At 68.5% G+C, this 20,569-nt stretch carries 20 protein-coding genes; 7 read left to right on the top strand and 13 right to left on the bottom strand.

Going from position 1 to position 20,569, the window contains the following annotated elements; genetic code table 11:
- Nucleotides 1–70: 70 nt before the first annotated feature.
- The 10 genes from DEA06_RS05605 to DEA06_RS05645 all read right to left on the bottom strand — a co-directional run bounded on the left by DEA06_RS05605 (nucleotide 71) and on the right by DEA06_RS05645 (nucleotide 9,928).
- Entirely contained in the window at nucleotides 71–1,102 is a 1,032-nt protein-coding gene (locus tag DEA06_RS05605) for a hypothetical protein (protein WP_133241704.1), read from the bottom strand.
- Nucleotides 1,095–1,727 (bottom strand): ATP-binding cassette domain-containing protein, encoded by a 633-nt coding sequence (locus DEA06_RS16510; RefSeq protein ID WP_165817935.1) that lies wholly within the window; start codon nucleotides 1,725–1,727, stop codon nucleotides 1,095–1,097. Before DEA06_RS16510 ends, DEA06_RS05605 begins: the two co-directional genes overlap by 8 nt.
- Nucleotides 1,718–2,785, bottom strand: coding sequence for a peptidoglycan-binding protein (locus DEA06_RS05615; RefSeq protein ID WP_165817936.1), 1,068 nt, complete (start codon nucleotides 2,783–2,785; stop codon nucleotides 1,718–1,720). The genes DEA06_RS16510 and DEA06_RS05615 overlap by 10 nt, the downstream gene beginning before the upstream one ends.
- 108 nt (nucleotides 2,786–2,893) lie before the next feature.
- Complete coding sequence (locus tag DEA06_RS05620) at nucleotides 2,894–3,430, bottom strand: hypothetical protein (RefSeq protein WP_116646989.1); 537 nt, start codon at nucleotides 3,428–3,430, stop codon at nucleotides 2,894–2,896.
- Between the two features lie 14 nt (nucleotides 3,431–3,444).
- Nucleotides 3,445–3,777: a hypothetical protein gene (locus tag DEA06_RS16345; protein WP_133241705.1), complete on the bottom strand. Its 333-nt coding sequence runs from the start codon at nucleotides 3,775–3,777 to the stop codon at nucleotides 3,445–3,447.
- Nucleotides 3,778–3,959: 182 nt separating this feature from the next.
- Nucleotides 3,960–4,289 (bottom strand): hypothetical protein, encoded by a 330-nt coding sequence (locus DEA06_RS05625; protein ID WP_116646990.1) that lies wholly within the window; start codon nucleotides 4,287–4,289, stop codon nucleotides 3,960–3,962.
- Nucleotides 4,290–4,840: 551 nt separating this feature from the next.
- Nucleotides 4,841–7,450 (bottom strand): class III lanthionine synthetase LanKC, encoded by a 2,610-nt coding sequence (lanKC, locus tag DEA06_RS05630; protein ID WP_116646991.1) that lies wholly within the window; start codon nucleotides 7,448–7,450, stop codon nucleotides 4,841–4,843.
- 207 nt (nucleotides 7,451–7,657) lie between these two features.
- On the bottom strand, nucleotides 7,658–8,323 hold the full coding sequence (locus DEA06_RS05635) for a response regulator transcription factor (RefSeq protein ID WP_116646992.1): 666 nt from the start codon (nucleotides 8,321–8,323) through the stop codon (nucleotides 7,658–7,660).
- Between the two features lie 14 nt (nucleotides 8,324–8,337).
- Complete coding sequence (locus tag DEA06_RS05640; RefSeq protein WP_116646993.1) at nucleotides 8,338–9,654, bottom strand: histidine kinase; 1,317 nt, start codon at nucleotides 9,652–9,654, stop codon at nucleotides 8,338–8,340.
- Between the two features lie 37 nt (nucleotides 9,655–9,691).
- A complete protein-coding gene (locus DEA06_RS05645) occupies nucleotides 9,692–9,928 on the bottom strand; it encodes a hypothetical protein (RefSeq protein ID WP_116646994.1) in 237 nt (78 codons plus the stop codon).
- Nucleotides 9,929–10,236: 308 nt separating this feature from the next.
- On the opposite strand from DEA06_RS05645, the gene DEA06_RS05650 reads away from it, so the two are divergent.
- Nucleotides 10,237–10,443: a cold-shock protein gene (locus tag DEA06_RS05650; protein ID WP_116646995.1), complete on the top strand. Its 207-nt coding sequence runs from the start codon at nucleotides 10,237–10,239 to the stop codon at nucleotides 10,441–10,443.
- A gap of 112 nt (nucleotides 10,444–10,555) precedes the next feature.
- Here the strand turns inward: DEA06_RS05650 and DEA06_RS05655 are convergent, their stop codons facing one another.
- From DEA06_RS05655 to DEA06_RS05665, 3 genes are all read right to left on the bottom strand, one after another.
- The gene (locus DEA06_RS05655) at nucleotides 10,556–11,239 is read right to left on the bottom strand and encodes an HAD hydrolase-like protein (RefSeq protein ID WP_116646996.1); all 684 of its coding nucleotides are present in this window, start codon (nucleotides 11,237–11,239) and stop codon (nucleotides 10,556–10,558) included.
- Nucleotides 11,240–11,266: 27 nt separating this feature from the next.
- A complete protein-coding gene (nucS, locus tag DEA06_RS05660; protein WP_116646997.1) occupies nucleotides 11,267–11,962 on the bottom strand; it encodes an endonuclease NucS in 696 nt (231 codons plus the stop codon).
- Between the two features lie 223 nt (nucleotides 11,963–12,185).
- Entirely contained in the window at nucleotides 12,186–13,424 is a 1,239-nt protein-coding gene (locus tag DEA06_RS05665) for an MFS transporter (RefSeq protein ID WP_116646998.1), read from the bottom strand.
- 57 nt (nucleotides 13,425–13,481) lie between these two features.
- Here DEA06_RS05665 and DEA06_RS05670 point away from each other — a divergent pair, with 57 nt between their 5' ends.
- From DEA06_RS05670 to DEA06_RS05695, 6 genes are all read left to right on the top strand, one after another.
- Nucleotides 13,482–14,549, top strand: coding sequence for a LacI family DNA-binding transcriptional regulator (locus DEA06_RS05670; RefSeq protein WP_116646999.1), 1,068 nt, complete (start codon nucleotides 13,482–13,484; stop codon nucleotides 14,547–14,549).
- Between the two features lie 100 nt (nucleotides 14,550–14,649).
- A complete protein-coding gene (locus DEA06_RS05675; RefSeq protein ID WP_116647000.1) occupies nucleotides 14,650–17,589 on the top strand; it encodes a Na+/H+ antiporter subunit A in 2,940 nt (979 codons plus the stop codon).
- Nucleotides 17,586–18,164 (top strand): Na(+)/H(+) antiporter subunit C, encoded by a 579-nt coding sequence (locus DEA06_RS05680; protein WP_116647001.1) that lies wholly within the window; start codon nucleotides 17,586–17,588, stop codon nucleotides 18,162–18,164. The genes DEA06_RS05675 and DEA06_RS05680 overlap by 4 nt, the downstream gene beginning before the upstream one ends.
- Nucleotides 18,161–19,717, top strand: coding sequence for a Na+/H+ antiporter subunit D (locus DEA06_RS05685; RefSeq protein ID WP_116647002.1), 1,557 nt, complete (start codon nucleotides 18,161–18,163; stop codon nucleotides 19,715–19,717). The genes DEA06_RS05680 and DEA06_RS05685 overlap by 4 nt, the downstream gene beginning before the upstream one ends.
- Entirely contained in the window at nucleotides 19,714–20,298 is a 585-nt protein-coding gene (locus tag DEA06_RS05690) for a Na+/H+ antiporter subunit E (RefSeq protein ID WP_240606835.1), read from the top strand. The genes DEA06_RS05685 and DEA06_RS05690 overlap by 4 nt, the downstream gene beginning before the upstream one ends.
- Nucleotides 20,295–20,564 carry a monovalent cation/H+ antiporter complex subunit F gene (locus tag DEA06_RS05695; protein ID WP_116647003.1) on the top strand — a complete coding sequence of 90 codons (270 nt, stop codon included), beginning with the start codon at nucleotides 20,295–20,297 and terminating at the stop codon, nucleotides 20,562–20,564. Before DEA06_RS05690 ends, DEA06_RS05695 begins: the two co-directional genes overlap by 4 nt.
- Nucleotides 20,565–20,569 lie beyond the last annotated feature (5 nt).

The raw sequence follows: 20,569 nt of genomic DNA on the forward strand, positions 1-20,569 counted from the left end.
AAGTTCGTTTCGGCGAAGGTGCGGCCGGTCCCAGCGGACAACCGATGCCGCCGTTCGCCGGTGTGCGGGTCTACCGGTCTTTCGCGAGGTCCGTCGGGCGCCGGAACGGTATATCCACCGAGGCGATCGTCGCGACGAGGGCCCAGCATCCTGCCAATGCGAATCCTCCGACAGCTGCTGTCGCGGGGTCGTACAACTGAGGCAGGAGAAGTAAGGCCGCCGCGCCGCTCACCGCTGCCGCGGTGCCCGCGAGAAGAAGATTCTCGAGAAGGAGAAGTGTCAGCAGCGAGGTCGTTGACGTACCGGAGAGACGGTAGACGGCCAATTCGCTGGTCCTTGTTCGGGTGATGAGGGCGGTGGCAAAACCTCCGAGCGCGCCGAACGCCATTGGCGCGAAGCGACCCAACCGTCCTAGGTAGCTGTCTACGGGATCTGACGCCGCGGCGAGTACTTCTTGGCCGCTCACCGTGTTGCCGGTGACCTCGAGCTGGGCGATGAGGTCTGAGGTGAGTTCGGACGCCGTGGCGAATGGGTCCAGAAGTACCGCGCAGCGAGAGGCGGACGTGTCCGCGGGAAGGAGTGGGAATGTCAGCGTGAAGGCGCTCCCGGTCCCCTCACGCGAGGGCGGGGCCACTATCGCGTCGAACGGTTGGTCGTAAACGAGCGTTCGGAAGGGGCCTTGTTGGCTGGCGAGGGTGTCCCCGACAAGAACGTCTACCTCCCCGAGCTCGGGAAAGAGGGTCGTTGACGCACGGCGAGCGGGTGCATCGACGGCGAACGGCGTGGCGTCAGCTCGACCTGCGTCGACGATGATGCCGGCGCGCTCGACCCGCGGATCTTCCGTGAGTGCCTCGCAGGAGTTCCGCGATATCGAGGCGGGTCGGTCCGGGGAGGCTCCGCCGATGAAGACGACCCCTCGGCCCTGCGAGGTGAGGGCAGCGATCTGAGCGTTCAGCGCCGACTGCTCAAGTGTGAGCACTCCCACTGCCCCACCACCGAGCACTCCGGCCAGGGCCAGAGCCGGCAGCAGTCGCGCGCTTCGACCGAACACGTTCCGCATAGCCTCGCGAGTCAGATCGGCGAACCTCCACGAGTCAGCCAACGGTGGAGACCTGCTGGCGCATGTGAACCGCGGCATGGGATGAGCTGACGAGGATGGGGTCGTGGGTGGCCACGATGATGGTGGCTCGGGAAACCAGCCGGTTGAGGATGGCCGCGACCTCGTTGGTGTTTCGTTCGTCGAGATTCGCTGACGGCTCGTCCGCGAGGATCAGATCCTTCCCGGACGCGAGCGCGCGGGCAATGGCGACGCGCTGCAACTCACCCCCTGAAAGACGTCGTGCCTGTTCCCCCGATCTGGTCATGAGATCGACCTGAGACAACGCGTCCTCCGCGACATCGACGGCCTCGCGCATTGCCAAGCCGGCCGCCAGCGAGGCGATGAGTACGTTGTCGAGGACGGACCGTCGAGCAAGCGCGTTCGACCCTTGCGGAACCCACGACACCAGGTCCGCGTGCGGACTGAGGGAGGTGCCCTGATCCACGATCGTGATAGAGCCGTCGCGCAGACGGACGTACCCCGCCATCGCAGCGAGTAAGGATGATTTCCCGCTTCCGGAGGGACCGACCAGCGCGGTCACCTGACCGGCCTCGAAGCGAGCCGAGAATCCATCGAAGACGGTGAATGAGCCGAACGCGATGGACGCGTCCGCCACGATCACCTGCACGTTCGGTCCTTCTCCGCGAGGGCGGACACGTCGCGCACCACCTGGGCGCCGATCGCCGCCTCGTCGACGACGATCGTTCCGAGTTCGTTTCCCGCGGTCGCCGTTGTCAATGGAAGCGGAGTGAGGTCCTCCAGGCCACCACTCGGACCCACCGAGAGCAGGCACGCCACCGAGGTCGCCTCGATGAGTACAGCCGTTGAGGGCACGGTCCCCGTCGTCTCCGGCGCGCGCAAGACGAGGATGCCGCCGCTGTACGTCGAGGGAGCCCCGTCCGAGATCTCGACGCGGGCGGCTCCGGTACGCACGGCTTCGTCCAGCGCCGCAGCGACAACTGCGGCCTCTGCTCCGGTCACTTCGACACCCGAGACGTCGACAGCCGACGACCCGAGGCGAAGCGCGAGGTCGACGCCGTCGTACGCGGCGAGGTTGCCGGCAGATACCGGTGTGAGGACGACGGATTCGACGGGTGCGGCTGCAACCAGTATCGGGTCGCCCGAGCTCACCTGGTCCCCCAACTCAGCGACCGCACCGACGATCTCTGTCGCACCTTCCGGAACGTAGGAGATGTATTGCAGGCGGAACACGCCATCCTGAGCAACACCTAGTCGTTGCTGGAGGGCGCGTACCGAGGCTTGGACGGCGGGACCGAACGTGTCGCCTCCAGAGGCTGGGTCCAGCAGGCCGAGCGAAGAGAGATAGCTGCTCAACGCGGCCACGTCGGCACCGCGGTCGTCTCGGTTCAAGTCACGGTGCAGCACCGGTCCGCGGTACGCGAGTACGGCAACCCCATTCACCGCGAAGACCTCAGAGCCGGACACGACTGGGCCGGGCGCTCCAATGCCGGTGAGCACCCCCACAGCGGTGGTACGGATCTCCGGCTGCGCAGCGAGGGTCGCGACGGCGTTGACGGCGATTGCTCGGTCTACCTCTCGAGATCCCACGGTCACTGTGAGGGGGGCAGGGATTTCGACGCTTCGCGCGTCCAGTGCTGCGGATAACGGGACTGCGAGCCCCACCGCCACGACTGGCGCCACCCACAACCCCACGAGTGCGATCACTCGGCCCGTACCAAACCGTTGCGCGCGACTCGTCGCGCGGCGGGTGCTGTCTGTGGTCGTCACACAAGCCTCCTCGCTCGCGGGTGAACCTCATTCTGCCGCCACTCGTCAGGCACAATCGTCGACGCTGTACCCCGCCTCCTGAATGGCGGCTCTGATCTCGTCCATCGTGGCGGCGCCCGAGCTGGCGACGAAGTCGAGTCCGAGTTGCGAGACGCACTCCGCCAGCTGAGTGCGTTCGTCCCCGACGTCAGCATTCTCGACCGATTGCCAGATCGTGTCCACGGCGGCGTATTCACTCGCGTAACAGGGCCCATCCACGCCGGATTCGACTGCGGCGGCAGGGATGCTGAAGTTGATGAACGGCCCGTCGCGCTTTATCCCGAATGGTTCGTAGCCTGCCGCACGTAGACACGATCGGTATCGCTCGAAGGCAGCCATGGCGTCAGCCTCCGTCACACGCCCGTCCAAGAGATCCTCGCGCTGCGCATCGGACATCGGAGCTTCCTGGGCCCACATCTCGATGCCTTGTGCCATGTCGGCTCCGTACAGGCTGCTCCATTCGGATGGCGGTGCGGGTGCTCCCGAGCAGCCGGCCAGCAGGAGGGTGCAGCCCGCCACCAAGGCGGCGAGCTGCACCGTCATCGAGCATCGAACGGTCACGGCGTGGTATAGAACAGGGCTCGCCGTTGCGCGTAGTGGTCGCCTCGGTTCACATTCGGCAATCCGCTTTGCGTCGTTATGGAGGCGCTGCTCGTGTAATTCGTGAACGCATTACCGCCAGGCGTTCCATAGCGGGCTCGCACGTACACGGTGCCGCAGTTGACCTCATTCACAGACCGGACCGTGGTGGTGTTCGAGACGCCCGTCATCGAACCGCCGTTCGTACAGCCCACTGTCAATACGCCTGCGGCCGCCGGCAGTGCCGGAAGTAGTGCGAGCGCTAACGAAGCAGCGATGGCTGCGCCGGCGAACTTCTTCTTCATCTTCATTGACAACTCCGTTCGTTTACCGAACGCCCTCGACGCGTGTTCACAGAAGGCGACAGCACCGGATCAGTGCGGTAGCGGGGAGGCTAACAGGTCACGCGGAGCTTTTGTAGTGTCTCCCTACAAACTGTTCTCCAGCCGCAGACTGCGGCAGAGCCAGGCCCACAACGCCGTCGCACGGCCCTTCAGTCCAGGCTGTTCGCGATGAGGCGCACCGCGGCGTCGGGGTCGTCGACATCGACGACGAGCTTCTCGTACTCGTTGTCGCGCAGGATGACGATGATCGCCTTGGCCTGATCGTCGACCGCCCAGAAGGACTTCTCGTCGTCGTCTTCGTCGCGATGGATGCCGGGGGATGCCCGGACCCCTTCTACCCGAAAGAAGGGGTCCGGGTCACGCACAACTCCCACGATGTGCGCGAGCGGGATTCTGAGTTCCCGCTCCTGAGAGAGGATCCGCACGGCGCCTTCCATCCGCACGACGAGCGAGTCGTCGATAACGGTCAGGTCGGCCATGTTTCTCCTCGAGACCTTGGCGTACCCACCCCACGTGAACCCGCCACGGACGTTGACGAGCTCGGACCTCGGGCTGGAGGTCCGAGCTCGATAAACGGGTCGAGGTCCGCAGTCACGACTCCGTCCACCACGCACGTTAGGTCAGGGCGGATGCTGCGCGCATGTCCCCCGAATGGGGGACACATCGGGCTCATCGCGGCCCTCGGGTGACGGCCGAGAACTCAGCGCAGGCGGCCACTTGCCTGGGGAGACAAGGGAGTTCGCGGGATGGGGCCCGACTCGCTTCCGTCGGACGGTCGTGCGCCGCATCCGCTCGCCGTCGCAGATTGCCGTCGGAAGTTCATACATATGAGTGAGGGCCCACGATCGGGGGAGTGGCTCGCCTCGCGACTCCACTCCCCGCGACCGTGACCGACGTCTATGTCAGCAGACCGACGCCGATGCCGTGCTCACGCAGACGCTGGCACTGAAGGTGCTGGCGAACTGTGTTCCCCGCCCTTCGCCCGACGCGTCGTCGAGCGTCTGGAGTGACAACAGATATCCCATGGATCTCACCTCCCTCGTTGCGAAGGGCGCCGCCGGAGCGAGCGCATCTCGATATCGCGGGGGGAGAGCAGGTACGGCAGACCCAGCAGCACGGGGGTCTCGCCGCGAAGGTGTGCACGGTAGGCCACCAGGGCCGTGAGTACTCCCGCCGACCCGGTGGCGAGGTCGCAGGATGCGCGGAGTAGCCCGTTGCCCACGAATCGGATGCCATCGGGGGAGGAGAGAGAGTGCAGGGGCAGCTGAGCGGCGTGCCGGTGCAGGGCCTCTGTCGACATGGTGTCGGAGCGTCCGACAGCTTCGAGGAGGAGCAGGAACTGCATGAGACCGGCCCGCCCCTGCACGAGACCGGACTGGATCGCGAACGGCGCTGACGCCGCGCGCACGATGCCGTCGAGCGACTCGAGATGGCGTTCGCTCTCGCCGAGGTGGGCGAGCGCGAGGGCGATCACCGCGCCGATGCCCGCCGACCCGTGACCCAGGTAAGGGAGCACGCGCCAGCCCTCGTTCACCTGCAGCGATGCGTCGGTGGACCGGGTGAGCGAGGCCATGTCGTGGTCCAGGGCGTCGCTCGCGAGCCGGAGGTGGCGCACGTCGCCCGTGCGTTCGTACAGGCGCACCGCGAAGAGCGCGGTGCCCGTCGCACCGTGCAGCAGCCCGCCGCGGCCGGTCGCGACGCGGGTCTGCGGTGCGGCGTCGGCCAGACGACTGCGTAGATCATCGGCGATGCGCACCGCCGCATCGAGCATCGCGGGGCTCTCGTCGCTCTCGGCGAGAAACGCCAGACCCACGCCCGGCAGCCCCGAGTAGAGGTCGCTGCCGAGACCGCTCAGCTCGTCGGCGGCGAGCCACGCCGTCGCACGCTGCGCTGCGGATCGATCGCCGAGCAGGCGGAACGCCCACGCCGACCCGGCCGCGCCGTCCATCAGCCCCGCGCGCGGTGCCTGCTCGCGGGCGAGAGCGCGTTCGACCCACGCCCGCTCGAGAGCGAGGTCGTCGTGCCCGGCCAGCCGCAGGGCGCTCATGACGCCGAGCGCCCCGTGCGCGACGCCGGTCGCGGGCTCGGCGAACTGTGCGGGGTCGCCCGGCCACAGGCGGTCGTCGCGCCCGAGATCGAGGTCGGCGCGCACCGCAGCGACGACCCCGTCGATCGTGCGCGACAGCGCAGCATCCGTCGTCTCGGCAGGGTCGTGGATGCTGCGCGGAGCGCGGTCACGGTCGCGCAGGGCCAGGGCGCCCGCCGAGCGCTCGACCCAGGCAGGGTCGAGGGAGAACTCCGCCGCGGCCGCGGAGATCAGCTGCGCGGCCTTCGCGTCGTCCAGGGGAAGGAGGGCCGTGAGGGGGAGGAAGACGAAGAGGTCGATGCAGGCGAGCGCGTAGAGATCGCGTGCGGTTCCGCCCCGGCCGTCGGGCGGCACGAAACCGGGGACGCCGATGCCTGCCGAATCGGGCGCCGAGACGTCTCGTGCCATCTCGAGGTCGATGAGCACGACGGAGTCGTCGGCCCGCACCATCACGTTGCAGGGATGGAGGTCGCCGTGAACGAAGCCGGCGGCGTGCAGCTGCGAGATCGCGCGCCGGACCGCGGCGCTCACGGTGAGCGCCCAGTCGCGGTACTCCGCCCGCGATGCCGCGTCGGCGCCGGTCCGCACGAGCGGGTGGCGGGCGACGACGGCCGCGTTCAGGGGCGTGCCGTCGATGCGCTCCATGGCGAGGAAGCGGTGGCCGTGGGCCTCGAAGACATCGACGACGTCGGGGGTGGGGAGGCTCGCGAGCTCGCGCAGCACGTGCTCCTCGTCGCGGAGCCGGGTCACCGCGTCGCGGCCGTCGGGAGTGCGCCCGGTGTGGGGGCGGGCCTCTTTCACGATGACGGATGCGCCGCCGACGGTGGCCTCGTAGACACCGCCGGCGTTCGAATGGTGCAGCGCTCCCGTGATGGTCGGGAGGCCAGCCGGAGGTGTCAGGTCGAGCGCGCCCAGCTGCTCGCGGAGGAAGCCGGGCATCCGCACCCAGGTGGGCACCTGGAATGCCGCCGACCGCACGTCGGGCCGCCATCGCCCCGTGTCGAGATCACGGACCGCGAGGACGGGCACGCCGTCGATCGTTGCCCACCGCTTCACGAAGGCCCCGTACCGGACGAACAGCGGGCCCTCGCGCCAGCGCAGGTCGGAAAGGATGTACGGCGCCGGGGCTCCACCGAGTCGCTCGTCGAGCTCCACGAGCGCCTCGTGCAGGGACCGCTCGTCGGGCGGATACACGGTGAGGAACTTCCCCGCGGACGACCGGTCGGCATCCTTGCTGAGGGATCGCTCGAGCTGGCCCTGGTCGACGAGAAACTTGAAGGCGATCCCGCGGCGGTGACAGAACGCGGCGGCCTCGCGCAGCATCCGATCGGCCGTCTCCAGCGTCGCGCCGACGTGCATCTTCCACCCCTGCTCGGGAAGGACGGAGCCCCGGGGGCGCCAGAACGACCACGGCCGCTCGACGAGGTGGTCCCACCCGCTCCAGTCGAGATCGGCCGGCACGACGAAGCATCGGCCGGTCGCCGCAACCGCTCGGGACGGTGCGTCGTAGAACCGTGGGTGGGCGTTCGCGAACGCCGAATAGTTGGTGTCCACAAGCCCCCCTTGTCACCGTGAACCCCGCGCAGGTCAGTCTGCGATCACGGTCCCATCGAAGGGCAGGCGGTGGATCGGCCGCCAGGGTGACGCGGTGCTCCCGGGGCGCCGCGTTGCGGCCCGGCGACTCGACACCGAACGGACGGACGCCCCTGCGCCACCGGAAAACTCGTCGTCGAACTTCATACATATGTATGAGGTGCATTTTCAGGACAGGTGGTTGCGCGCTCCCCACAGGGCAAGCTGCGTGCGGTCTTCGAGCCCGACCTTCTTGATCGCGGAGTGCATGTGGGAGCGCACCGTGTGCACCGAGACCCCCAGGTGCTCCGCGATCGCCTCGCTGCTGGTCACGCCCTTCGACAGCACCGCGACCACCCGGCGTTCCGACGCGGTGAGCCGATGGGCGATGGCCCGGTCATCGCGCGACGAGCCCCGGCGCACGAACTCCTGCAGCATGGTGGCGGTCACGTGCGACGACACGAGGGCGTGCCCCCGCGCGGCCGCGTGGATCGCCTCGAGCAGCACGTCGGAGTCGTGGCTCTTGAGCAGATAGCCGACAGCTCCGGAGTCGAGTGCTTCCGAGACGTAGCCGTCGATCGCGAAGCTGGTCATGACGATGACGGCGACGGACGGATGATCGGGCGACGTCGTGAGTTCGCGGGTGGCTTCGAGTCCGCTCATCCCCGGCATCTGCAGATCCATGAGCACGACGTCGGCGTGTTCCGATCGCGCCGCGGCCACGGCATCCACCCCATTGGTGACCTCGCCGACCACCGTGATCCCCGCGGCGCCCTCGAGCTGGAGACGCAGGCCCTTGCGGACGGTGCGGTTGTCGTCGGCGATCAGCACGCGGATCGTCGTCTTGCCGCCCATCGGCGTCTCCTCGTCTAGTCGATGTGTGCGACCGGGATGCGCACCCGAACACCCCAGCCGCCGTCGGCGGTGTCGCCGCTGGTCATTGTGCCTCGCAGGAGGTCGATGTGTTCGCGCATTCCGGTCAGACCCCAGCCCAGGTTGAGGCCGGGGAGCGGTTCGGTGCCGGGTCGCGGAGGCTCGTTCCTCACGTGCAGCTCGAGCATCCCGGGGGAGTGCGCGAGATCGACCTGGACCGCCGCGCCGGGCGCGTGCTTGGCCGCGTTGGTCAGGGCCTCCTGCAGCGCTCGGTAGGCGGTGGTGGAGACGACGGCGGGCAGCTCCTCCAGAGGACCAGACGACTGAATGGTCAGCGGCATCCCGCGCTTCTGCCAGTACGAGACCAGTTCATCGGCACGGCGGAGGTCGCGCGTCGCCTCGATCGGCGTGGCACCCACCGCTCGGAAGTCGGCGAGGGCGCCCGCGAGGCTGGCCGCGGCGAACCTGCCCTCGTTGCGCACGTCCTCGACGAGTTCGAGAGCCCGCTCGGGGTGTTCCGGTGCCAGGCTCATGGCGGCGTCGGCGAGGGCGATGAGACCGGCAAGGTGCTGGCCGGCGACGTCGTGCAGCTCCTGCGCGATCCTCGCCCGCTCTCTTCCGCGGGCCTCTTCCACGCGCTTCTCGTGCTCGCGTCGAGCGGTATCGGCGCGGTGCCGCTCCAGCAGCAGTCGTCGAGTTTGCGCGCCCCACCACACCCCGAGCACGGCGGCACCGCCGGCGATCGCGACGATGGCGATCGACTCGGCGACGATGAAACCGATCGCGACCCCGAGAGGCTCGCCCAGCGAGAGCACCCACAGCAGCATCCCCACGACGAGGACGACCACGACGACCACGAGGGAGAGCAGACCCCTCAACGCCGTGGTGCGAGTGGCGAGCAGGAACAGAGCGATCGCGATCACCGCCTGCATCGGCACGAGCCACTTCGGCACCCCCAGTCCGATCGCGAGCGCGAGATAGATCGCCGTCGCTCCGGCTACGGCGAGAGCGGGGTGTCGATCGCTCACGAGCAGCATCGCCGACTGCGCTGCGCACCCCGCCACCAGCAGGCCGAGTGTGAGCGCCATCGGTACCGGGAAGTCCCACTGGCCCTGCGTGGCGACGAGGGCGGAGATCGGCACGGACAGCACGGGGATCACTGTCGCGACGAACACGGTCAGGGCGAAGATCAGGGCGGAACGGCGGCTGCCGAGGATGCGGCGCTCGATCGTCTGCGGCTCGATGAGCGCGCCGCCGATCGACGTCGGCGACGTCAGCGAACTCGAAGACCTGGTTCCGGCTTGAAGAGACACCCCCTCATTGTCGGGGTGCCGCGTGATTCCCGCTCGGTTACTCCAGAGTGGGTGGGAGCGCGAGCACGATCTCCTCGGCGGTGCGTTCGCTGCCCGGGACGGACGAGGCCGTGCGCGAGACCTCGATGAATCCGAGCTTCGACAGCAGCGATGCGGATGCGTCGTCGTCCGCCCCCACGCGGACGTACAGAGGGCGTTCCGCGGTCGTCGCGACGAGCTCGGAGATCGTGGCTCCACCGTCGTCGGGCAGGTGTCGAAGGTCTATCGGGTCCACGTCGTCACCCTACGCCGGGAGGTCGCCTCGACCCCAGGAGAAATTCCCAGAAAATGCTGTCGCCGGGACACTCCGTTCATCAGTAGAGTGTTCGCAGTCACGCATTGCGTGGCCTATCCGGGGGGATCCGTCGACGCCCGGGCCTCAGAGCTTCAGCTCGGCCCGGGCGTCGTATGGTTTCCGGGCGCGTTTCGCCGCCGTAACCGCATGCAACGTTTCTGTCACCATCCTTTCGGCGACGACACGTCGACCGTTAGCGTGTCAGAGGACCGACGCAGAAGGCGTCGGCAGCAGCAGAACGGCACGCAATGAGCACGCAGGGCACGGTCAAGTGGTTCAACTCGGAGAAGGGTTTCGGATTCATCGCTCCCGATGACGGCAGCGCGGACGTCTTCGCGCACTACACGGCGATCCAGGCCTCGGGTTACCGCTCCCTGGAGGAGAACCAGCGGGTCGAGTTCGACGTCGCGCAGGGTCCGAAGGGCCTGCAGGCGGAGAACATCAACCCCATCTGAATCACCGCCCGCTGAGGCGGGTTTTTCGCGGTCCGCATCGCCGCGTGATCATCGGCGGCGGTGCGGATCGTCTCGAACGCGGTGTGGTTTCCGCCAGGGCTGAGCGGTCGGCTCAGCGCTCGCCGTTCGGGACGAGCAGCAAGGCTCGCAGCTCGTCGATCGTCTCGACGGCCGCCTGCGCCCCCTCCGACTCGTGGGGCCAGCTGAACCCCCAGCGCACGAAGATCACGGGCACCCCGTTCTCGAGACCGCCCTCGACGTCGTGGTGCCGGTCACCGATGAGCACGGGGCGATCGGTGTCGACACCGGCGACCTCGAGACGACGGAGCGCCTCGGCGACGATGTCCGACTTGGCGCTCAGCGTGCGTTCGTCGAGGCTCGCGCCCACCATTGCGGTGAACGCGGGCGAGAGGTCGAAGTGCTCCATGAGGGCCGTCACCTGAACTTCGGGCTTGGAGCTCGCCGTGGCCTGGGGAATGCCCGCCGCGGCGATGTCGTGGATGAGCTCGCCGACACCCGCGAAGAGCGTCGCACTAGAGGTGTAGCCCTCGGCCTTGTTCAGCGAGCGGTAGTAGGTCACGGCCTCGGTGGACTGCTCGGGCGTCATGCCCACGTTCACCTGGAATGACTCGAACATGGGCGGACCGATCCAATGCGACAGCTCGTCACGAGTGGGCGGGCGCCGGTCGAAGTGGGTCAGGGTGGCGGTCAACCGTCGGAGGATGCCCTCGGACGCATCCACGATGGTGCCGTCGACATCCCAGAGGATGCACGAGAAGGGGGAGCGTTCGGGCATGACTCCCACGCTACCGGCCGCCGGAGGTCAGAAGAGGCGGGGGGCTCCGGAGTCGATGCCCTTCATCTCGTCGTAGTCGAGAGTGACGCAGCGGATGCCGCGATCGGCGGCGAGCACGCGGGCCTGAGGCTTGATCTCCTGGGCGGCGAAGACGCCGGTCACCGGGGCGAGTCCAGGGTCGCGGCCGAGGAGCTCGAGGTAGCGCGTCAGCTGCTCGACGCCGTCGATGTCGCCGCGTCGCTTGACCTCGACCGCGACGGTGCCTCCCGCCGCATCGCGCAGGAGCAGGTCGACCGGGCCGATCGCCGTGGGATACTCGCGGCGCACCAGGCTCAGGCCGTCGCCCATGATCGAGACCTGCTCTGACAGCAGGCGCTGCAGATCGGCCTCGACACCGTCTTTGATGAGTCCCGGATCGATGCCGAGCTCGTGATTCGAGTCATGGAGCACCTCGTGGATGCGAACGATCAGGGCGTCGCCCGATTTCGCGTGCGTGACCCGCCACTGCTGCACGACGCCGTCCTCGGCGGCCTCAGCATCCGGCACCTCCAGCGTGAGGGTGCACGGCGGGCTCATCCAGTTCAGCGGCTTGTACGAGCCGCCGTCGGAGTGCACCAGAAGGCTCCCGTCGCCCTTGTGGACGAGCAGACGGGTGGCCAGGGGCAGATGCGCGTTGAGGCGGCCGGAGTAGTCGACCGAGCAGCGGGCGATGACGAGACGCACGTACCCAGAATATGGGGCCGGGTGAACGTCAGACTGCCATGAGGCCGCGGATGAGCAGCTCCACGGCGTCCCGAGACTCGGACTCCCAGTGCTCCTCATCCCGTTCAGCATCTTGTACGAGCCGCCGTCGGAGTGCACCGGCCGGGCGGGCGAGGCGGGGGGTGTTCGCCACACTTTCCGGCGAATGCCCCCACCAATTGATGGGGTCCTTCGCCGGAATGTGTCACATTTTGTGCTCGGGGAGGGGCTCGCGAGCTGTCGGGACGAGCGGGCGCGCGGCGCCCGAGAAGAGTCCGGATGCCACGATCAGCCCGACGACGATGAACAGCGTCTCGAGCAGACCGATGTGCTCGCTGATGAAGCCGAGGACCGGCGGACCGCAGAGGAAAGCGACGTAGCCGATGGTCGCGGCCGCGCTCACACGTGCGGCGGCGTGGGCGGGGTCGTCGGCGGCGGCCGACATTCCGAGAGGGAAGCCGAGCGAGGCCCCCGCGCCCCACAGCGCCGCACCGACGAACACGAGCGGCAGAGTGGGCGCGAGGATGAACAGCAGCAGGCCGGCGGCAGCGGTGAGGGCGAGGACGCGGAGCACCGTCACCCGACCGAATCGATCGACGAGCGGTCCGCCGAAGACGCGGAACACGGTCATCGCGATCGAGAAGACGGCGAGGCCGGCGGCGCCGAGCGCCTGATCGGCGTCGTGGCCGTCGACGAGGGCAAGGGGCAGCCAGTCGTTCGCACCGCCCTCGGCGAAGGCCATACCGAGCATGACCACGCCCAGCGCGTAGGTGCGCGGCTCGCGCCACGCCGACATCGCGGTGTGGAGGCGGTCGCGCCAGCCCTGCGGCGCGCTCGTCGCCTGCTCGTCGCCGGTGATCTCGCGCGCAGGCACGTTCGCGACGCTGAGGACGGCGATCACGACGATGAGAACGGCGATGATGCTCGCGTGGACGACGACCGCGAGGTCCATCGCCACCGCGGCGACGCCGAGCCCGGCCCCGATCACAGTGCCGAAACTGAAGAACGCGTGGAAGAGGGGAAGGATCGTCTTCCCGGTCTGCTTCTCGATGGCCGCGCCCTCGACGTTCATCATGACGTCGACCGATCCGTTGCCGAACCCGAACAGGGCGAGCCCGAGGAGCACGACGGAGTACGAGTGCACGAGGTCGGTGCCGACGCCGATGACCGTGACGCCGACCGCGACGAGCAGCAGCCCTCCCAGCATCCCTCTCTTCGCGCCCAGCCGCGCCAGCACGATGGGCGCGACCGAGAGGCCGAGGATCGAGGCGACGCCCATTCCCAACAGCAGCAGGCCGATCTGGATGTTGTCGACGCCGAGCGATTGCTTGATGGCGGGAACGCGGGATGCCCAGGTCGCGATGCTGAGCCCGCTCGCCAGGAAGATCGCGAAGATCGCGGTACGCCAGCGCACGATCTGCGATCGCGAGAGGTCGGTGTCCATGTCTGGAGCGTACCGAATCGATTCGATGATTGTCACGCGCGCGAGTACGATCGGGGGATGCGCGCGCGCCGAGCCACCATCGCCGACGTCGCCCGTACCGCGGGCGTCTCGCCATCGACGGCGTCGGTGGTCTTCAGCGGGCGGACCCCGGTGTCGGACGCCACCCGCCAGCGGGTGCTCACCGCCGCCGCCGAACTCGGGTACACGGGTCCAGACCCGCGGGCGGCGTCTCTGCGGCGCGGCCGGTCGGGCATCGTGGGCGTGGTCTTCGACTCCCCGCTCAGCTCGGCGTTCCTCGATCCGGTGACGACGCAGGTCATGGACGGGCTCACCGAGGGCGTCGCCGAGTTGGGTGCCGGGGTGCTGCTCCTGCGCGACAACTCCCAGGATCCGGATCTCGCCGACGCGCAGCCGACTCTCATGACCGCGCCCATCGACGCGGCCGTACTCATCGGGTGCAGCACGGTGATGCGCGAGTCGCTCGACGTGATGCGCGCGCGCAACATCCCCGTCGTGGTGATCGAGGGCGACGCCGGCGAGGGCGTGCCCCAGATCCGTCTCGACAACCGCGAGGCCCAGCGGCAGGCGGCCAGCCACCTCGCATCTCTCGGGCACCGTCGCGTGGCGATCGTGACGCTGCCGAGCGGTCTCGAGCGTCCCGGGCGATGGATGAGGCCGGCCGAGGAGGCGCGGATCAGCGTCGACGTCACCCGCGATCGGCTGTTCGGAGCCCGCGACGTCTACCCCGAGGCCCCCGCCTACGCCGCGGCGGCGAGCTCGATCGACGAGGGCTTCGCGGCGGGCCGGGCGATCTTCGCCGCACGCACGTATCCGACAGCGGTCATCGCGCAGAGCGATCTCCTCGCGGCAGGCGTGATCCGTGCCGCCGAGGAGGCGGGGCTCCGCGTTCCCGATGACGTGAGCGTCACCGGGTTCGACGGCGTGGTCGTCGACGGCCTCGCCCCCTACGCGCTGACGACCCTGATCCAGCCCTCGACCGAGAAGGGGCGGGCGGCCGGCGATGCTGTCGCGGCGATGCTCGAGGGACGGGATGCTGCGTCGCTGCGGTTCACGTGCGTGTTCCGCGAGGGCAATACGACCGCGCCCGTCGCGCGAGAGGCCTGATCGGCTCGGTGGCTGAACGCCGGGCGCGGATGCGCCCGGTAGAATGGGTCAGACACCCCGAGCGCCCGGGCAGCCGCCCGTCGACCCCCGAGGAGGCCGCATGTTGGTACTCCTCGCCGCGTTCGCGGTCGCGCCGCTTCTGCTCCCGTTGCTCGTGAAGAGGCTGGGCGCACGGGCTTTCTACGTCGCCGCTCTTCTGCCCGCCGCCGCATTCGTGCAGGCAGCGGTCGCGACCCCCGCCGTGCTCGACGGCGACATTCCTTTCGAGGCATACGAGTGGATCCCGTCGCTCGGCATCTCGCTGTCGATGCGGATGGACACCCTCGGATGGGTGATGGCGCTCGTCGTGAGCGGCGTCGGTGCGCTCGTGATGATCTACTGCCGCTGGTACTTCCGCGGCAAGGACGAGGGGCTCGGACAGTTCTCCGCCGTCCTCCTCGCCTTCGCGGGCGCGATGTACGGCCTCGTGCTGACGGACGACCTCGTGGTGCTCGTGATGTTCTGGGAGGTCACCAGCATCCTGTCGTACCTGCTCATCGGGTACTACCACCGGCGCGGAGCGAGCCGTCGTGCCGCGCTGCAGGCGCTGCTGGTGACGACCCTCGGCGGCCTCGTCATGCTCATCGGCGTGGTGCTGCTGGTCGTCGACACCGGCACGTCGAGCATCTCCTCGATCCTCGCCCTCGCACCGACCGGTCCGATCGTCGACGCCGCTCTGGTGCTGCTGCTGGTCGGAGCGCTCAGCAAGTCGGCCATCTTCCCGTTCCACTTCTGGCTTCCCGGAGCCATGGCCGCGCCGACACCGGTCAGCGCCTACCTGCACGCGGCCGCGATGGTGAAGGCGGGCATCTATTTGATCGCGCGTCTGGCGCCGGTCTTCGCGTTCGCCCCGAGCTGGCGCCCGATCGTGCTCGCGCTGGGCATCTTCACGATGCTGCTCGGTGGGCTCCAAGCGCTGCGCGAGACCGACCTGAAGCGCATCCTGGCGTTCGGAACCGTCTCGCAGCTCGGTTTCCTCACCGTCGTGCTCGGCTACGGCACGCAGGAGGCCGCCCTGGCCGGGCTCGCGCTGCTGCTCGCTCACGCCCTCTTCAAATCGTGCCTGTTCCTCGTCGTCGGCGTCATCGACCGCCAGCTCTCCACTCGAGACATCCGGGAGCTCAGCGGCGTCGCGCGCCAAGCGCCCGTGCTCACGGTCGTCGCGACGATCGCCATCGCCTCGATGGCCGGCATCATCCCCACGCTCGGCTTCGTGGCCAAGGAGAGCGCGCTCGCCGCGTTCGTCGAAGAGGCCCTCCACGGCGAGACCTGGGGTCTCGTCGCCCTGATCGGCGTTTCGCTCGGCTCGATACTGACCGCCGCCTACGGAGCCCGGTTCGTCTGGGGCGCATTCGGCACCAAGAAAGACGATGAGGGCCGCGTGGTTGAGCGCACCGAGTGGCCCGATCCGCCGATCGGCTTCCTCGCATCGCCGGTCGTGTTGTCGCTCATCACACTCGCCGGCGGGTTCGGGGCACCGCTGCTCGACCTCGTGCTCCAGCCCTATGCGCAGACGGCGGCCGCCGCGAGCCCCGGACTGCCCGAACCCGAGAGCACCCCCTACCTGGCGCTCTGGCACGGACTCGAGCCCGCGCTCTTCATCTCGCTCGGCACGCTCGTCGTCGGTCTGTTCGTCTTCTGGATCACCCGCCGTGCCACCCCCGCCACCGCGCGCCGCGTGCTCCCGTTCACCGCGGTCGACGTGTACAACGCGGTGCTGCGGTTCATCGCCCGCGCCTCGGTGTTCACCACGAGCCTCACCCAGCGCGGTTCGCTGCCCGTCTACGTGGGCATGATCTTCCTCGTCTTCGTCGTGGCCGAGGGCACCGTGCTGCTGTCGAGCCCCGGCTGGCAGGCCCAGCTCGACGCGTGGCACACGCCCTCGCAGCTGGCGGTGGCCCCCGTCATGATCGCCGCGGGCGTGCTCGCGGTGAACGCCCGCAAGCGCTACAGCGGTGTCGTACTCGTCTCAGTGACCGGTCTCGGCATGGTCGTGCTCTTCGCCACGAGCGGGGCCCCCGACCTCGCCCTCACGCAGATCCTCGTCGAGACGGTCACCCTGATCGCCTTCGCCCTGGTGCTGCGTCGCATCCCCGCTCGGATGGGCGACCACAACGCGTCGGTCTGGCCGCTCGCCCGCGCCGTGCTCGCGATCGGCGCCGGCGCGACCATGGCGCTCGTCGCGATCGTGGCGACCGGCGCCCGACAGGCGCGACCCATCTCCGACAGCTTCCCGATGCTGGCCTACGAGATCGGCCACGGGCGCAACGTCGTGAACGTCGCCCTCGTCGACCTGCGCGGATGGGACACGATGGGCGAGCTGTCGGTGCTCGTGCTGGCGGCCACCGGTGTCGCATCGCTCGTCTTCGTCACGCACCGCTCCGACACCCTCTCGAAGCTGACGACGCGGCTCCCGCGGCTCACCAAGCGCGGACGCGGAGCGCTCGTCGAGACCGCTGAGGGCGTGCGCGCGCGCACCGATGACACGAGCAACCGTCCGCAGGCCTGGCTGTTCGCCGGTCAGCGGGTGCGGCCCGAGAATCGCTCGATCATCCTCGAGGTCATCGTGCGGGTGCTCTTCCACTCGATCATCGTCGTCTCGCTGTATCTCCTCTTCGCCGGTCACAACCTCCCCGGCGGCGGTTTCGCGGGCGGCCTCGTCGCGGGCATGGCGCTCGTCATGCGCTATGTCGCGGGTGGTCGCTACGAGCTGGGGGCCGCGGCTCCCGCCGACCCGGGCCGCCTGCTCGGCGTCGGGATGGCGCTGGCGGTCGGCTGCGCGATCGTGCCGCTGCTGTTCGGTGCGGCGCCCCTGACCAGCACGTTCTGGGAGTTCGAGATCCCCGTCCTCGGCCACGTGGAGTTCGTCACCTCGACGATCTTCGACGTCGGCGTCTACCTCGTCGTCATCGGGCTCGTGCTCGACGTGCTGCGCAGCCTCGGCGCCGAGGTCGACCGCCAGACGCAGGAGCTGCGCGCCCAGGGGGCGAGTGCCCGATGAACGTCTCGCTCGTCCTCATCATCATCATGGCGGTGCTCTTCGCCTGCGGTGTCTACGCGATGCTCGAGCGCAGCCTCACCCGCGTGCTCATCGGTTTCCTCCTCCTCGGCAACGCTGCGAACCTGATGCTGCTCATCGTGATGGGCGACCCGGGGGTGGCTCCGTTCTACCCCGACTCGTCGACCCCCGAGGGATACTCCGACCCCCTGCCGCAGGCGCTGATGCTGACGGCGATCGTGATCACCTTCGCCGTCTCCGCCTTCCTGCTGGCCCTGATCTACCGGTCGTGGCAGCTCGGTCAGGCCGACACGGTGGAAGACGACGCCGAAGACGTGGCCATGCGCGCACGCACCTCGCAGGACGAGGAGGCGATGGACGTCGAGGTCGACGAGGAAGACGACGACGCAACGACCGACTTCGTGGGGGTCGAGAGCTCTCCACTGCGCCTGCTCGGCAACCGCGACTACACCGACCTGCGCGACGATGCGCCGTCCGACCGCCCCGCAGCATCCGAACGGCCGGCCCGGACCGACAGACCCGACAACCGAGATGACGAGAGCGAGGAAGACCGATGAGCTCCCTCGTTCCCCTCCTCGTCACCCTGCCGCTGCTGGGCGCAGCGATCGCCCTGATCGCGGGGCGCCATCGGCGCACCCAGATCATCGTGTCGATCGCGACGCTGACGCTGACGATGGTCATCGCCACCGTGCTGCTGGTCTACGTCGATGCGTCGAACGTGCCGATCGCGGTGTCGGTCGGCGGGTGGCCCGTGCCCTTCGGCATCGTGCTCTACGTCGACCGGCTCGCCGCGCTGCTCGTGCTGGTCTCGAGCGTCGTGCTGCTCTCGGTCCTCCTCTTCTCGGTCGGACAGGGCGCCGAGGACGGTGACGAAGACACCCCGGTGTCGATCTTCCACCCGTCGTATCTGATCCTGGCGGCAGGGATCTTCACCGCCTTCATCGCGGGCGACCTGTTCAACCTCTACGTCGGGTTCGAGATCCTGCTCGTGGCGTCGTACGTGCTCATCACGCTCGGCGGCACGGAGAACCGCATACGCACGGGCGTGGTCTACATCGTCGTCTCGCTCGTCTCGTCGATCCTCTTCCTCGCCGCGATCGGTGCGATCTACGGCGCGCTGGGCACGGTCAACATGGCTCAGCTGTCGGAGCGCATGGTCGAGCTGCCCCAGGAGACGCAGCTCGTGCTGCACCTCATGCTGGTCGTCGCTTTCGGCATCAAGGCGGCCGTCTTCCCGCTGTCGTTCTGGCTGCCCGACTCGTACCCGACCGCGCCGGCCCCGGTGACGGCGGTGTTCGCGGGCCTTCTGACGAAGGTCGGCGTCTACGCGCTGATCCGCACCGAGACCGAGATCTTCCGCGACAACGACATCAATCTGCTGCTGCTCATCGTGGCGTTGGCGACGATGATCGTCGGTGTGCTGGGCGCCGTGGCGCAGGCGGAGCTCAAACGCATCCTGTCGTTCACCCTGGTCAGCCACATCGGGTACATGATCTTCGGCCTGGCCATCGCGACGCCGGCAGCCATCGGGGCGACGATCTACTACATCGTCCACCACATCGTGGTGCAGACGACCCTCTTCCTCGCGATAGGACTCGTGGAGCGCCGGGCGGGCAGTACGTCGGTGCTGCGCGTGCGCGGACTCATGCGCGCCGCCCCCGTCATCGCGGTGCTCTACTTCATTCCCGCGGTGAACCTCGGGGGCCTGCCGCCGTTCTCGGGGTTCATCGGCAAGTACGCGCTGTTCGATGCCGCCGCCGAGATCGGCACCCCGATCATGATCGTGCTGATCGTGGGCGGTATCGTCACCTCGCTGCTCACCCTGTACGCGCTCATGCGTGCCTGGAACCTCGCGTTCTGGCGCGAGGACGAGGACTCGGCGGAGTCCGACGAGCGCATCTCGTACCTGGGCGACTCGCCCGAGGCGGGTACGAAGACCGAGCGTCGCGCGATCCCCAAGATCATGACCGCGTCGACGGCGGGCATGGTCGCCGTCACCGTCGCGCTGACGATCTTCGCCGGGCCGCTGTACGAGGTCTGCACGCGCATCGGCGAGTCGCTGCTGCAGCCCGTCTCGGTCGTGCAGCTCGAGCAAGAGGCCGTCTCATGATGCGCGAGAAGAAAGACGCGCTGCACCAGCTGTGGCGGCAGCTGCCGTTCTTCGTCTGGCTCGTCGCACTGTGGATGCTGCTGTGGGGCCAACTCACGATCGTGGCCTTCCTGACGGGCCTGGTCGCCGCGGTGATCGTCACGCGCGTGTTCCGCCTCCCGCCCGTGCAGCTGTCGGGCCGGTTGAACCTCTGGTACGGGCTCGTCTTCGTGGTGACCTTCTTCGCCGCCCTCGTGCGCGGTTCGCTGCTGGTCGCTTGGCAGGTCGTCGACATCCGCCGCCAGCCGAGCAGCGCGGTGATCGCGGTGCACCTGCGGACCGACGACGATCTCATCATGACCCACACCGCGGTGACGGCCTCGTTGATCCCCGGCTCGCTCATCGTCGAAGCCGACCGCGACCGCCGCATCCTGTATCTCCACGTCATCGGCGTCGACAGCGACGACGACGTCGAGGCGCTTCGGAAGTCGATCCTCGGCTGGGAGGCGCGTATCGTGCGCGCGGCCGGCTCGCGCAGCCAGCTCGAGATGATCCGCAGAGCTTCCGTCGACACACCGCGTCAGGGAGGTACGCCCCTATGAACGTCCTGCTGCTGGTGATCTTCGTCGTCTTCGCCGTCGCCGCTCTTCTCACGCTCTGGCGCATCGTCATCGGCCCGTCGATCCTCGACCGGGCGGTCGCGTCCGACGTGCTCCTGACCGAGGTGATGTGCGTGCTGGGCGCCGAGATGGCGATCAACCAGCACACCCGCACCCTGCCGGTGCTGCTCATCATCGCCGCGGTGGGGGTGTTCGGTTCGATCTCGATCGCACGGTTCGTCGCGAGGAAGGACAACGCAAGCCAGTGATCCTC

Origin of the sequence: Microbacterium sp. Gd 4-13, assembly GCF_003095395.1 — a bacterium.
Taxonomy (GTDB): Bacteria; Actinomycetota; Actinomycetes; order Actinomycetales; family Microbacteriaceae; genus Microbacterium.